Origin of the sequence: Candidatus Stoquefichus massiliensis AP9 (assembly GCF_000455285.1) — a bacterium.
Lineage (GTDB): Bacteria > Bacillota_I > Bacilli_A > Erysipelotrichales > Coprobacillaceae > Stoquefichus > Stoquefichus massiliensis.
Genome location: NZ_HG005289.1, coordinates 183,842 through 198,656 on the forward strand (window position 1 = coordinate 183,842; position 14,815 = coordinate 198,656).

General features: G+C 25.1%; 11 protein-coding genes and 1 CRISPR repeat array. Of the genes, 1 reads left to right on the forward strand and 10 read right to left on the reverse strand.

Translation table 11 applies throughout. The features are described from left to right. The first annotated feature begins 14 nt into the window (after nucleotides 1-14). Nucleotides 15-835: a CRISPR direct-repeat array (repeat unit 30 nt; unit sequence ATTTCAAAACATCATATGTTGCTATTAAAC). A gap of 194 nt (nucleotides 836-1,029) precedes the next feature. Together BN350_RS10580 and BN350_RS10585 are read right to left on the reverse strand one after the other, a co-directional pair. Next, entirely contained in the window at nucleotides 1,030-1,461 is a 432-nt protein-coding gene (locus BN350_RS10580) for a hypothetical protein (RefSeq protein ID WP_028043573.1), read from the reverse strand. Beyond that, nucleotides 1,451-1,933, reverse strand: a complete 483-nt coding sequence (locus BN350_RS10585; protein ID WP_028043574.1) for a DUF3990 domain-containing protein — start codon at nucleotides 1,931-1,933, stop codon at nucleotides 1,451-1,453. Before BN350_RS10585 ends, BN350_RS10580 begins: the two co-directional genes overlap by 11 nt. A gap of 434 nt (nucleotides 1,934-2,367) precedes the next feature. Here BN350_RS10585 and BN350_RS10590 point away from each other — a divergent pair, with 434 nt between their 5' ends. Continuing rightward, on the forward strand, nucleotides 2,368-5,064 hold the full coding sequence (locus BN350_RS10590; RefSeq protein ID WP_028043575.1) for a TOTE conflict system archaeo-eukaryotic primase domain-containing protein: 2,697 nt from the start codon (nucleotides 2,368-2,370) through the stop codon (nucleotides 5,062-5,064). Between the two features lie 424 nt (nucleotides 5,065-5,488). Here BN350_RS10590 and BN350_RS10595 read toward each other — a convergent pair whose 3' ends face one another. From BN350_RS10595 to BN350_RS10635, 8 genes are all read right to left on the reverse strand, one after another. Further along, nucleotides 5,489-6,199 (reverse strand): ion transporter, encoded by a 711-nt coding sequence (locus BN350_RS10595; RefSeq protein WP_028043576.1) that lies wholly within the window; start codon nucleotides 6,197-6,199, stop codon nucleotides 5,489-5,491. Nucleotides 6,200-7,111: 912 nt separating this feature from the next. Beyond that, nucleotides 7,112-7,552 carry a hypothetical protein gene (locus tag BN350_RS19995; protein WP_028043577.1) on the reverse strand — a complete coding sequence of 147 codons (441 nt, stop codon included), beginning with the start codon at nucleotides 7,550-7,552 and terminating at the stop codon, nucleotides 7,112-7,114. Continuing rightward, complete coding sequence (locus BN350_RS20000; protein ID WP_028043578.1) at nucleotides 7,552-7,926, reverse strand: hypothetical protein; 375 nt, start codon at nucleotides 7,924-7,926, stop codon at nucleotides 7,552-7,554. The genes BN350_RS19995 and BN350_RS20000 overlap by 1 nt, the downstream gene beginning before the upstream one ends. Nucleotides 7,927-8,134: 208 nt before the next feature. Beyond that, nucleotides 8,135-8,797 (reverse strand): hypothetical protein, encoded by a 663-nt coding sequence (locus BN350_RS10615; RefSeq protein WP_028043579.1) that lies wholly within the window; start codon nucleotides 8,795-8,797, stop codon nucleotides 8,135-8,137. Nucleotides 8,798-8,808: 11 nt separating this feature from the next. After that, nucleotides 8,809-9,123, reverse strand: a complete 315-nt coding sequence (locus tag BN350_RS10620) for a nucleotide pyrophosphohydrolase (protein WP_028043580.1) — start codon at nucleotides 9,121-9,123, stop codon at nucleotides 8,809-8,811. A 10-nt stretch (nucleotides 9,124-9,133) separates the two neighbouring features. Next, nucleotides 9,134-10,822, reverse strand: a complete 1,689-nt coding sequence (locus BN350_RS10625; protein ID WP_049945555.1) for a DUF2075 domain-containing protein — start codon at nucleotides 10,820-10,822, stop codon at nucleotides 9,134-9,136. A 586-nt stretch (nucleotides 10,823-11,408) separates the two neighbouring features. Further along, nucleotides 11,409-12,272, reverse strand: coding sequence for a hypothetical protein (locus BN350_RS10630; protein WP_028043582.1), 864 nt, complete (start codon nucleotides 12,270-12,272; stop codon nucleotides 11,409-11,411). A 182-nt stretch (nucleotides 12,273-12,454) separates the two neighbouring features. Further along, a partial coding sequence (locus BN350_RS10635) for a hypothetical protein (protein WP_028043583.1) occupies nucleotides 12,455-14,815 on the reverse strand: 2,361 nt, incomplete at its 5' end.

A 14,815-nucleotide genomic window follows, 5' to 3' on the forward strand; every position in this document is an offset into this window, starting at 1 on the left:
TGTAACAATCTTTTATTTCAAAACATCATATGTTGCTATTAAACTTTAATGTTTTAACGTAATACAATCTTTGTTCCATATTTCAAAACATCATATGTTGCTATTAAACGAGGAAGAACCTCTCTATAAGAACTTGTAAACAATAATTTCAAAACATCATATGTTGCTATTAAACAAGAAATGTTAAGTTTTGTGTGGTTTCTATATACTATTTCAAAACATCATATGTTGCTATTAAACTTTGAAACAACAATTAGATTTAATAATAGAGTACATATTTCAAAACATCATATGTTGCTATTAAACTTAACAAGATTATCAAGACTTTCTGTAACATGTTTTATTTCAAAACATCATATGTTGCTATTAAACGTAAAAATGATGATGGATCAGTTTGGATTAACATCATTTCAAAACATCATATGTTGCTATTAAACTATACTTTTCATATTCTTTATCTAGAAAATATTCGGCATTTCAAAACATCATATGTTGCTATTAAACCTCCGAATTTAAAGAATGCAAAGGCATTTGCACTTGTATTTCAAAACATCATATGTTGCTATTAAACGAAAGACAATTTGCTTAATTACATTAAATTACATAGATTTCAAAACATCATATGTTGCTATTAAACAAGACACAGGACTTAAAAAGCAATCTAAACTTATAATTTCAAAACATCATATGTTGCTATTAAACGGATAACCTTCAATGATGGAACAATCTATGAAAAAGAATTTCAAAACATCATATGTTGCTATTAAACGGCTTATTGGTTTCAGTTGCGTATTCAGTGAATTCAATTTCAAAACATCATATGTTGCTATTAAACCTAGAGAAAATAAACTCTTATAAAACAAAGAAAATAAAATTAATACGATAAACTCAACATTATTTCAATATTTTCCCAAGTAAATATACTGTTTAGCAAAATTATATAAAAAATCAAAATTATATTGATAATTACATTGTTTTTTGTGTGTCAATGAAAATATCACTTGGGAAAATTTTATAAACTATACATCATTAAATAATTTCTCCATCATGAAAACATTGATAAATATACTCTCTTGATTGATAATAAAAATCAGAATTGTAGTTTGAAATTGCTTCACTAATCCATGAATTATAAACCACCATTAACACTTCAATTATATCATTTCCGCCTACATCTTCAATCAACCTTTCATATACTTCACCAATCGTCCAATAATCAGGAATATTATATTTAGATTCTGAAACATTGTCATAATCTCCTTTATCAATCTTACACATTAATATAAACTCCTCAGCAACTTTTTCAATTGGTTCACAATGTAAAACATCAGCATGATTAAATATTCTCATAAGAACATCTTTTCCCATTTGAAAAACAACATCAGATCTTTTTCTCTTCTGTAATCTTCCAATATATTCTATAAGACTACAAGTATAAAATAATTGACTATTATTTTTCATCAGTAATCACATACCCTTCTTTAAATTTTAATGTTTTAAGTGCACTAATTGTATGAAAACTCATTTGATGAGTAGGCTTAGAAAACTTAGCAAGTTCCCAGAATGCAGAACGTGTAATTTTTCCATCTATAAAATTTTGAATATAATTAAATATTGTATCATCAGCCATAGGCCCTTCAACAATATCATAATTATGGGATTTACCACTTCGACATGCAACAATAAAATCCAACCATTCTTCAGACATTTCATTAAAACTTTTCATATGAAGTGAAGAATCTTCAACATATACATACTCATTGATATATCCTATACCTGTATATCTTGTTGCCCACCTTTTAGCTTGAGTCAAAAAACTAGTACAATAAAATCCAAAATAAAAATCTTTATTATATTTAGCCATTCTTATTTCAGGATATTCTACTATTTGCTTACTACCATGATATATAATAACTTCTTTATCCTTTATCATACTGCACTCCTTCCACACATCTCTTATTTTACATATAAACCAAATAATTACCAAAATAACAACCTGCTTTTTTACAAAAAAACAAATTCCCTAATTAATAAAACAATCACTATATATCTTTATAACATCAAAGTAAATAACAAAATACATTTAATATATAAATATTTAAAATTTCTTTTCTTTCTGCTTATATAAAAATTATTTTTAATACATCTCAATGTTAAGGTTAATTTTCTTCCCGAACTTCATTATTATTTCAAAACAATATAATTTGTTAATATTTATATTCCTATTATAAACCATTTCAATGATAAATCAACCAAAAGAAATATTTTTTTACGTACTTCATTATTTGAGTTGTATTATTTATATATTTCTAATATAATATATTTATATTAATACAACAAATATAAACGAGAGAAAGGTGTTTTATTATGGACGAGTTAACAAAGTTAAAGGAAGAAAACCAAAAACTAAAAGAAATTCTTAAAAATTTGGGTTATATTTTTATTGAAGATGATATACATCTAAGCAAGCAAGATAGATTAAAAATTTATATGTCTTATTTTAGAGGAAGGAATGATATTTACGCAGCAAAATATTTCAGCAATAAAAAAGGAACACTTCAATATTCACCAGTATGCTTAAACAAATTCAACAAAAAGATTTGTTTGCTTGCTAATGGTGGTAACTGTCAGAAATGTACTCATTTCAATGGCAAAAAAATTACACCTGAAATTATACTTAATCATATTCAAAAATCAAATAATGGAATTGGAATCTATCCTCTATTAGCAGATAATACTTGTTATTTTTTAGTCATTGATTTTGATGATGACCTATGGTTTGATGATCTTCTAAGTGTTTATAGAATAGCAAAAAAGTATTCTATTTCATGTGTTATGGAACAATCCCAATCAGGTATAGGTGGGCATTTGTGGATATTCTTTGAAACACCTATTAAATCTCATAAAGCAAGATCCTTAGGAGATTTTTTACTCAAAGAAGCTATGAGAAATAATAAAAATTTATCATTTCATTCTTTTGATAGGATGTTCCCAAGCCAAGATTTTCATACTGGAAAAGGATATGGAAATTGCATTGCACTCCCCTATCAATTTGATGCTTTCCAAAATAAGAATTCTATCTTTATCAATGAACTACAAATGCCCATAACAAAACCATTCCATTATTTAATGAGCATCAAAAAACTAGAAGAGAATCAAGTAGATCGAATTCTCCATACACAAGAATCTCAGTCACCAGATTTCTTTGACACCGATGACTTACAGTTACATCTTCTTGATCAAATTCAACAAAAATTATTAATCAAAGAAAATTCACTTCTTCACATATCAAAAAAAGGCTTACGTGCTAACACATTATTTACTATACGTCAAATATCATCTATGTGGAATCCTGATTACTTTAAAAATCTTAACTTACATTTATCAGTTTATAATGTTCCACGAGTTTTATGTGAATTTATAGAAGAAAATGAAAAAGAAATTTGTATTCCTAGAGGATTGAAACCAAAGTTACTTCAATATATAGATGAAAATATGGTTGAAGTTGATGATCAAACATGTCTAGGTAACCATATTGAAATATCATTTAAAGGTGCTTTGAAAGCAAACCAGCAAGTTGTTGCTGATACACTACTTCAACATGAAGTTGCAATTCTTGAAGCAGCACCAGGCTTTGGAAAAACAATTATAGCTTTATATATAATGTCCACACTAAAAAAGAATACTTTAATTATTGTCAATAGTAAAGCATTACTCATTCAATGGTTAGATAAAATAAATGAGTTTATTAATTATCCAATATCCAAGAAAAAGAGAGCTTCTTATATTGGTGAATATCATGGTAATAAGAAAAAACTAAAAGGACATATCGATGTTGCATTAATCCAATCTTTAACAAATATAGAAGATTATCAATTATTACAGCAATATGGTTTAATCCTTATTGATGAGTGCCATCATGCATCATCAAAGACTTATCGTAACGTATTAAGAAATCTCAATGCTAAATACATATATTCATTTTCTGCTACACCAGAAAGACGTGATGAAATGGATAAAGTTATTTATATGTACTTAGGAGATATTGTTTATAAAGTTGATAAGAAAGAATTAATTCAAAATAGAGATTATGAGCAAATTCTTATTCCAAGAGCAACTACATTTAAAATTGTGGATGAATCCAAAAATTTCACAGAAATTATTAAAGAACTCTATCAGAATGAAAAAAGGAATTATTTAATTATACAAGATGTATTTGAAGAAATTAAAAATAAACAAAATATAATTGTTTTAACTGATAGAAAAGAACACATTCAGATTCTATATAATCAATTAAAGTATGAAGATTATGATACTTATTGTTTAACTGGTGATAACACGACTAAAGAAAGAAAAGATATTAGAGAAAAAATAGATCTATCAAATCACTATTTAATCATTGCAACATCACAATTGCTAGGAGAAAGTTTTGATTTACCATCTTTAAACACAATGTTCATAACAATGCCTATTTCTTATAAAGGACGTTTATCTCAATATATAGGGAGACTACATAGAGATTATGTTGGTAAAAAAGTTGTTAAAGTTTATGATTATGTAGATATTCATATAAGAGTATTACAAAATATGTTTCAAAAACGTTTAAAAACATACAAAACTGATGGATATAAAATTATTGAAAATAATCAACTAGTTGAATTTGAACAAGCTATCTTTGATAAAGCAAATTATGAATATTTTCTAAATGAAAGTATAAATCATGCAAAACAAGAAATTACAATTTTTGTTAATGAATGTAAATTGAATAGAATTCAAAGGGTTTACTCTTTCTTTATCTCTCTATTAGCAAGAAATATAAAAATATATATTTGCATAAATAAAAATTATAATGATGATATTATTCATTATCTTAATGGTATATCTACCAAAATACTAAGAAGTCAAAGTTCAATGAATGCAATTCTCATAGATAATCATATTCTTTGGACAAGTTCATCTAGTTATCTTGGAGTGCAAAATAATGACTTATTTTATTTAAAAGTTACTGATACAAACACTATTGAAGAACTGAAATTAACTGTCCAAGAAAATAATAAAATTTAATTATTTTCATATATTATATATTTTTTATAAAGTTCCAAGACTTTCATAATTTTGGAACTTTTTATACTATAAATATTTTTTCTATCTTGTGATTAATCATATCCGAAAGTCATATTAAATATATTTATGATACATCAGTCTTTATAATATTAAATATATTTTTAATAATCCTTTACTACATATATGTTTATTGATCTTATAAAACTATATTGATTTAAATCAATTTCATCATCGATAAGTTTTTTGTTCCTATTTCTAAATTTCTTCTAATACAAACATACTTCTTTATCCTTACAGAATTTAATCTTGTTTTCCAATCAAATATTTTTTATAAATAGATTTGTCAAATGAATGTCTTATATTATTATTTTATTTATCTCTTTATGAATCAATTATCAAATATATCTATCTTTTTAAAATATGATCATTTTGAGTTTATGCTTTCCATAAATCCCGCTGTAATTATACCTGATGGTAAAGCAATAATCGCTATCCCAAAAAATGATGATAACATTGTAATAACTTTTCCTAGCGAAGTGACTGGATATATATCCCCATACCCTACCGTTGTTAAAGAAACAGTTGCCCAATAAATAGCATCAAAATAGTTATTAAAAGAATCTGGTTCAATATTTATAATTATTAAAGCTGATATTAAAATGTATACTATTGCCAACACTCCTACAGCAATTAAACTTTCTTTAGAATTCTGTATAACATCTTTAATAATATGAATACTTCTGCTATATCTTACAGCCTTAAATATTCTAAATATTCGAAAAGTTCTAAATAGCCTAATAACTCTAAGCACTTTTAAACTACTATTGAACAAAGATATTGAAGGTAGAATAGAAAATAAATCAACAATTGCCATAATTGTAAAAGGATATTGTATAAAGGCAATTATATTATTTTTCCCTCTTTTATAATCAGCTGTTATCCAACGCAAAACATAATCAATTATAAAAATTGTAACTGAAATAAACTCAATATAGTTAAATATAAGTAATTCTTCCTTAAATGCTAATGGAATAAGACTAACAAATATCGTACTCATCATGATAATATCATAAATTCTACTCAATCTATCATTCTCATCAGCAACTTCAATAATTTCATAAATACGTTTTCTCATTTTTGTACTCCCCTACTATCCTATTTCATATAATCTCACTCAAATTCACATTTCATCTTTCAACAGTTTTCCAATTGTATTAACTTTTAATTTTTATCATATATAATATCAAAACAGTAATCGAATTATCTTTTCACTTTTTCTTTTTCATTTCTAATTAATGATAATATTTCGACTCAAGATATTTTATATTTCATTAACCAAAGCAACAATATTTTAAATTCCCTTTAATATTCCCTTCATATTTATAGTCATTTATTTGAAACATTTTCTACATAATGTTTCAAATAATAATCATACCTTCAATTATCAGTTATAGTACTTGGTTTCAAGAAGTCCATAATTTATTCGTTGTATGTATGTTTCTTATATTGTATCAAAACACTTGATTATAGTATAGTTTTTCTATTCATACTCCAATAATTCTGGACAAACTATATTCTCTATTTCAAGTGTTTCTTTATACATTAACGTATAAATGTAATTGAAATATCTTCACTTTCTAGATATGTAAATTTTTCGATTCATATATCAAAAAGAGCAATAATCATTGCCCTAATTATGTTCATCATTTTCAAGTTCTTTTTTTCTTATAAGAACTCTTTCAATTCTTCTTTTCACTTGGTTTGCTATTGTAGATATCCTTAATTCATCCATCAAAGTATTTACACTTAAGACTTCATAAATAACACTTTCGAACCTTATAAGTTTATCCTCATTAAGCCATGATAAATCACCTACTAGCTTTAACTGAGATTCAGCATCAGATTTAAAAGGTTTACTTTTATAAGCTGCACCAATCAGTTGTGTAGGTGTTGTTGCCCATAAGGAACTTCCACTATCATATATAGGTGCTATCTTTTCCCATTTTAAGTCAATGATGTTTCTAATAGCACCAAAATTACGATAATGTCAATCATAGTTAGCTAATATATAATCACAAACTATCATTTTATCAATCTTTGATTTAACATCTGGTAATCCAAGTTCAATACATACATCTATATAATAATGTTCATACAATGATTCATTTTCTCGTAATTGCTTTATTGCATTTATATAAATTGCAGGTACTAATTCCTCATCTGTATGTATCATCGTCTCACAACATGAATAGTAAGTATTATGTTCTTCAATTAAACAATAAGGTACATAATCACCTTCATTTAATATCAGTTCATATAGCTTTGTTGCAATGACTTCGTTGAATGGTTCTTGATTATTTAATGTATTCCCACCTTTAATCAAGCATCTCTTTCCACCTACAATCTTCCATTTTTTACGGAGATTTCCATCACTAGAATTATCAGGACTAAACATATCTAAACCTTTAGGATATTCAATTTGTCCCATTAATAATTTCCCCATATCTTCACTAAATTCATTGGTGAAGAAATTGATTGTTTCCCAACGTATAGAAGAATTTTTTCTTTTATCCAATAATGATCACTTAAACTTAATCCCAAACAACGTTCAAGCAATTCTACTGAAGAAGATATATTTAATTCTTCAAGAACTTCTTTAAATTGACTTCTTGAAGCCGGAATAGCACGATCTCGCCACCAATTATTAAATGCTTTTCTTGAAATCCCTATTTTATAATCTATGATTCCTAATGGTGCATATTCAGGATGAATTAAATTTGTTATTTTATCTATATTATGAGTTTCATCATCATATAGAAAATCCAAAACTTCTGTATTCTTATTCATAAGTGTAAATTCCATTTGATATCACCATCCTTGTCAATTAATTTAACTATATTATATCATAGGCACAAATGACTTTCATTAGTTATTATTTGCTATAATTCTTCATAATAAATCTATGTATTTAAAAAGACATCCAAAATTCATATAAGGTATGTCTTCATAAATGAGATTTGTATTTATAAAATAAGATATTGAATAATAAAATATTGTTTTACTATTCTTTCTAAAAATAATATTTATTAAGTATCTTGGGATATTTATTTATTTTTTTATCAATACTATTTTTAATATGTTTTTTAGATATAGTATATCGATCGTTAACTTTAAAATAAGTAATTGTGATTTTAGTCAGTGCTATAGCTATAGCAAATACAATAAAAGCATATATTATATTACCAATAATACTTATTGCTTGACTACTTAACAACATACTAATATCATAACTTTCCAATGCAGAATAATGAAATCCCAATGATACAATAGAATTAATCATAAATATGATACTCAATAAGAAAACAATAAAACTAAACACAACAAAAAAATAATAAATCATATCTGAAACAATACTTAAACCTTTATTTATCATATTTATTTGATTGTCACTTAATGCCAAATAATCATAAATCAAAACTTTTTCTAATTTTTCCTTCTCATTATTGTCATATAAATAATGAATATACGGAGGTATAAATATCTTTGACCTAACTATTTTATTTTCAAAAAATTTTATAACATCTATTTTAGAATTTCTTTTATATTCAACTATAAAAGGCAAAACAATGTCATTATAATATTCTCTTTCTTTTTTTGTGTTCTTTTTAAAGCAGAGGAAAAATGCCGAAACAATGGATGTGATAACGGAAATAATTTTTATAGCATTATCCATATTCTCCCTACTTATATCTTATCATATTTAGTGCTAATACCCTTTGACTTATCTATGGGATACTTCTTTGCACTAATCTTTAATTTTTCTAAAATGATATCTTCAATGCTAACATTTAATTTATCTGCTAATAATATGCAATAAGTCATAACATCAGCAAGTTCACCACAAACATCTTCATTGTTAAAGTTATTATTCCATTGAAAACATTCCAATAACTCTCCGGCTTCTATACTGATAGACTTTGCTAGATTTTCTGGAGAATGAAACTGATCCCAATCTCGCTCCTCATTAAACTTTTTTATTTTTTCCTTTACAACATCCATAATAACACTCCTATTTAATATACTGTTTAAAATATTCTCTTAATTCTAGATCACATATATAAATATACGTTCCTTTTATTCCTCTTGTTAAAAGCACTTTATAAATATTAATAATATAATCAAAAAGTTCTTTTTGTGTCTGAAGTGATTTTTTTCCATTTCTATCACAATAATTTTTTTCATCGATATAAATATTTTGACTGATGCTATCATATTTTATCTCATTCCCAATAATAACCCCTACGTAGTTTAAATCATATCCTTGTACAGTATGTATACATCCAATTTCATTTATTGCATTTAAAGAATTAACCCAATCTTTATTAGTATGATTCCAAATATAATGATAATCATTAATAACTATATCATATAAATTTTGTTTTTTGATGTCTTCATAGTTATCTTCTTTTGTTTTCCAAGGCCAAGCATATCCTGCAACCATTCTGCATAATCCATCTTCTTTATTTTTTAATCTAATACATTGATACATATCTTCTACATCATCAAATATTTTCAATTCATAGTTTTCAACTTCTATTTGTTTATTTAACTTCTGCTCCAAAAGTTTATAAATTGATGATATGTAATAATCTCCACCTTTCACTCGCATCTGAGAGGTTAATGTAAATTGTATTGTTCCAACCTGATTAATTATCTCTCTAAATTTCTCTTTTCTAACATCTGAAGGCTTAACAGATTGATTTGGATCATAAAAAAATATTTGATGGTCACTTGACCTCATGATCCAATCAAGTTCATCACCGTTTTCAATTTTTAAATGATCATTAACATTGTCAAATGTATGTGCTAATCCAGGCATTAGATTAACTCTTCTACGTAAACGATGTGCTTCATCCACTATCAGAATATCATAATGTTCTTTGATGACTTCAGAAGGCCCTATAACCATATTTGCTCTTAAACCATGAACTTGCTTAAAAACATTCTTCAAAGTTTTCCTTAACGATTCCATCGGAATAACTAATCCAACTTTTAATTTTCCATGATATTGTGATATGAGATTTAATAAAGTTATAAAATTAATATTATCATCAAACCTTAATTCATTGATAGCTTGTTGGCTTTCAATAAGTAATTTCATTAAATATACAGCAAGAACACTTTTTCCAGTTCCTGGAACTCCACTTACAATAAATGTTGATTTGCTGTTCTTACTTTTATTTTCAATAAGCGCTTTTATAATTTCAATTGCAACTATATGTTGATCTTCAGTTAATGTTTTATATGGAGAAAATTTAAATATATCTAAGTTTTCTAAATATAATCGTTCATGATTGACCAAACCTTGTTTTAACAACACTTTCCAAATATCATCAAACTTATTTAAATAGTTTTCTCTTAGATAATAATCACTTTGACTATTAATACCTGAACTAATATTCTGTAATTTATATTTCTGATCAGCCAACATATAATTGATAAGTAATGATTCAATATCTAATATTGCTGATTTATTAAATTCTGAATCATATATAATATTAACTTTATCAAGTTTCCTTCTTATAGGATTTCTTTTATGTTGTTTCATACGTTGATAAGCATTTGCTGTTTCGCCAACATATACTTCTTTATCTCCATTGAGAATGTATACAATTGGCCAATTCACACCATATGATAAACTTCGAATTTCCTCAATTCCCAGATTATTAAAATCATACTGTACTATTTTATTTGACATTTTCATCACCCAAGATAAATTTTACCATAAAATATTACTTTAATAAATTTAAAATTAATACTGCCTCAAATTATTTGTTTTCTTTTTGTTCTCAGGATAATACAGACTATAGTTCTAAATTTTCTAATCCTAAAACTATAGATTCCAATGAAGATAGAAAGAGATAAACTTATATATTTTATTTCTATCCTTCAGTTCCTATATGAAGAGGACATGTATGTAATCAAACATGAATTATTAAGATAATTTTTCACAAGTGTAAGAGATATAATAAATATACGCGAAAAGACGTCAGATTAATGACGTCCCATATTAATTTATATACTAGAGTCAAGCGAAACGATAAACCACCACACTTACTGTTTAGTAGATTATATGGAAATGAAGCTGCAGAAATGCATTCTCTAACTTATATAAAAGCAAATAATATTCATTTATCCTCTACATTATAAAAAAACAAAATCAATAGTTATTTTATTTTTATAATAAATTAAAAACAACCAAATCTTACATTATCCAAACAAGTGGAATTTCCCTTGACAAGATGTAACTTTCTTTATCAATTCAGCAAAATACTATTATTTTTTTACTTAATGAACTTTAAAAAACAATAATCCGCAAAGAAAAAATAATTATTAGCAGCTTTAAAACAATCCTTTGTATTATCACCCAATAGATTTACACAAAAACTATTTGGATTAGCCTCTTCTAACAAGGATTTAAAAATTCTAGTAACCATCCAAATTATCTCTACCATTTCTGTCAAAATTTGTTCATATCGAGCAACATAATGTGCACAAGAATTTAATACATGCTTTTCATGATTAGTTTTTGGCAAACTGAAACTAAATACATAAACATTTAAAAGACTATTATGTGTAAAAGAAGATAATCTACTATAAATTCTTTTTATATCATTCATCCAATATTTTTTTAGATCTTTATTATTGGTATAATTACTAATTGTTGTTAACATCGCACTTATATTAAAATATTTTATCCAAACTTCATATGAATTGTCTTCACTTGCTGATTGAACATATTTTTCTCTTTTTTCTTCGTCTATACATATATTTAATATTAATAAACTAATCTCATATAAGTTTCTTAATATATTCATCGCTTGATAATCTAAACCATCCATTGATAATTTAATAATAGCAAGTATATCATTAGATATAGTCGTAGCTAAAGAACTAAATACTAAATTATTGGCTTTTTCCTTATCACTTGACATAGCTGAAATAGAGAAAACATCCCATATAATCGCATACATATAAGCTAATTGTACAATTTTCATCTGATTATCTGGCGCTTTTTCTTTTAATGAATAGTGTCTTATAAATTCATCCCAATACACTTTAAAATTCCTATATTCATTTTCCATTTCTACAATATCTGATGAAACTTTTTCTCTATAAAACTCAAAAAATACATTTTCATTTATCATATCTATATGATCACCTTCTTTTATATTAAATATATAATGAAATTATAACAATTAAAAAATCGCCAACATTTATAACCTTCTAAAATACTACAAGTCATAATCAATTATAAACTTAAAGAAGTCTATTCAGACCAAATTTACTATTTATAACATTTATTTTAGAGTATTTAAAATTTAAGTTTTTAGCAATATTTTTCAATAGCTATTTTTATTTCTGCTATCATATTTTTATTTATTTCACCTGTACTTATATTATATAAATAAGGTATTGTTGTAAGCTTGACTCCTTCTATGTTAAATGTTTGTTCTTTTTTATAATTCTGACTGAGTACATTAATAACAAATACCCTTTTTGTACCTATTTTCTTTGCTTTATTGATAGTCTTTCTAACTTGTTTACTCTCTTGTATTAGAAAATCCTCACTCCAATTTTTAAAATCAAAATAGACATTATTGTAAAAATAATCAAATCTTTCAAAATAGTCTGGATTTTCTATATCTTTTAAATTAATATCATATGATAATAATAAAAATTTACCTATTTCTTCACCTAATGCACCTTTATAAATCCGATGATATAAATCCACAGAAAGAATATAGGTGTTTTTTTTGAAATTTGTTGCATAACCTAAATTTATAAAGTAATCTTTCAATTTTGGAATAGAGGATAATGCTATAATTAAACCACATGCATCAGCAGACATTTTATATGGATGTTTATTCATATCTAAAGAAACATCTTGTAAATATTTCCAAGATTTACTATAACTATACTCATTTATAGGATGATCAAATTCAAAATAACACTCAACAAAAGAATGCTGCAGCAAATTATTACATGTTGGATATCTTAATACATTTTCTCTCAATTTTCTCCACTCATCCATTTTTTCTTTTGTCCATTTAGAGTATGAATTCAAGATATTCCAGATATAATTATTTGATAATTTATTTTTTTCTTTTATGTCAAATATTTTTATAATATCTGGTTTTAATTTTTCTTTTGTAATATTCTCCAAAATTTTATTAAATTCAAAATTATTATTTTTATTCTTTAAAACATCTAATACGAAACATAAATAATTTATATTTTCTTCATCTACATAGATATTAACTATTGAGTTTTTTTGTTTTGTCCTACAAATTCTTCCTGTAGCCTGAGCAAGAACTTTAGCAGCTCCTAAACATATACTATTGTAGTTATAATATGATAAAAGATAATATCTAGTTTCTTGATTAAGTAATGCACTTTTAAATAAATTATTAATATTTCTTTTGAATCTATCTGGCTGAAGTTCTCTACTTGCTTTTAAATATTCTATTGCATAAATTGAATGTGCTAAAGAAATATAATCAAAAAAAGATTTTTTTAAAGACGGCATTATGTTTGTAGGTTTAGATAAATAAATACCATCATAATCACGTTCTTCTCCTATTTTTAAATGAGGAGCATATTTAATATTTTCAGTGGTTACTAAATATTGTAAATTAATCCCTGCTCCAATTGTTTGATAAGTTGTCATTAAGAAAACTTTTTTACCTTTCTCTAACTTTTCCTCTTTTATATCTTTATACTTTTTTTCAAAATCCATACTATCTATTATTATATATTCTATCTCTTTGTTTCTACCAATCATTGTGTGAAATACGACTTGTACTAGATTATGAATATTTTTTCTATTATAAAGGTTAAAAGTTAAAAAATAAATAAACGATGACATATTATTATCCTGTATAAATTCATAAAATACTTTATATAAATTTGCTATAACTTTATACAAATATTTATTTTGATTTAACTGCTTTCGATGAGTTTCCAAAAGTTCCATATGATTTTTTCTAAATATTTGATTCCAAACATTATTTAGATAATCAAATTCTTCATCACCACTCATAAATTTTACTTTAATCTCTGTATCTCTATAGATTACCTCATTACGTTGATCATAAGCTTTTTTTATTTGAGCTTGTTCAAATTGATCAGCGAACAAATGAGATATTTTAAGCGTATTTTTTAAATATTCTAAATCATAATTAACTAATGAGGACTTATAAGAACTTGTCGCTGAAACACCTATAACATGATAATTTATTGCTGTAGAAATAATAAGTTTTTCTGGAGTAAGATTATAGCTGAATAAATAACATTTAGACTCTAGATTATGTTCAGAATCGTCTTTAATTTCTAAATATGAAAAACCATTTTGATAAAAATTATAGTTTTTACTATTCTTATGAGATTGAATATTTAAATCTTCAAATATATATTTTTGGAATTTTAATACTTCTGTATAAGATCCCAATATTCTATCTACTAGGAATTTTTTATTTTCTTCTCCTATATTTAAAAAATCAATAACCGTTGTACAACCATCTTGATTAGCAAACTCACTATCTGATTCATTCTTATTTTCATCAATATATTTTAAATACCCTTCAACAACAAATGTCATTTTTTCACAAAATTCATTTATACATTCTATAACTTTTTGGCATATTTCATCCAACCTTATGTAATTGTTTATACAGCTATCTTTTATTTT

What these genes read in the sequence shown, in the direction of transcription:
- BN350_RS10580 (WP_028043573.1), bottom strand. Translation starts at nt 1,461, where the DNA reads ATGAAAAATAATAGTCAATTATTTTATACTTGTAGTCTTATAGAATAT.
- BN350_RS10585 (WP_028043574.1), bottom strand. Translation starts at nt 1,933, where the DNA reads ATGATAAAGGATAAAGAAGTTATTATATATCATGGTAGTAAGCAAATA.
- BN350_RS10590 (WP_028043575.1), top strand. Translation starts at nt 2,368, where the DNA reads ATGGACGAGTTAACAAAGTTAAAGGAAGAAAACCAAAAACTAAAAGAA.
- BN350_RS10595 (WP_028043576.1), bottom strand. Translation starts at nt 6,199, where the DNA reads ATGAGAAAACGTATTTATGAAATTATTGAAGTTGCTGATGAGAATGAT.
- BN350_RS19995 (WP_028043577.1), bottom strand. Translation starts at nt 7,552, where the DNA reads ATGGGACAAATTGAATATCCTAAAGGTTTAGATATGTTTAGTCCTGAT.
- BN350_RS20000 (WP_028043578.1), bottom strand. Translation starts at nt 7,926, where the DNA reads ATGGAATTTACACTTATGAATAAGAATACAGAAGTTTTGGATTTTCTA.
- BN350_RS10615 (WP_028043579.1), bottom strand. Translation starts at nt 8,797, where the DNA reads ATGGATAATGCTATAAAAATTATTTCCGTTATCACATCCATTGTTTCG.
- BN350_RS10620 (WP_028043580.1), bottom strand. Translation starts at nt 9,123, where the DNA reads ATGGATGTTGTAAAGGAAAAAATAAAAAAGTTTAATGAGGAGCGAGAT.
- BN350_RS10625 (WP_049945555.1), bottom strand. Translation starts at nt 10,822, where the DNA reads ATGTCAAATAAAATAGTACAGTATGATTTTAATAATCTGGGAATTGAG.
- BN350_RS10630 (WP_028043582.1), bottom strand. Translation starts at nt 12,272, where the DNA reads ATGATAAATGAAAATGTATTTTTTGAGTTTTATAGAGAAAAAGTTTCA.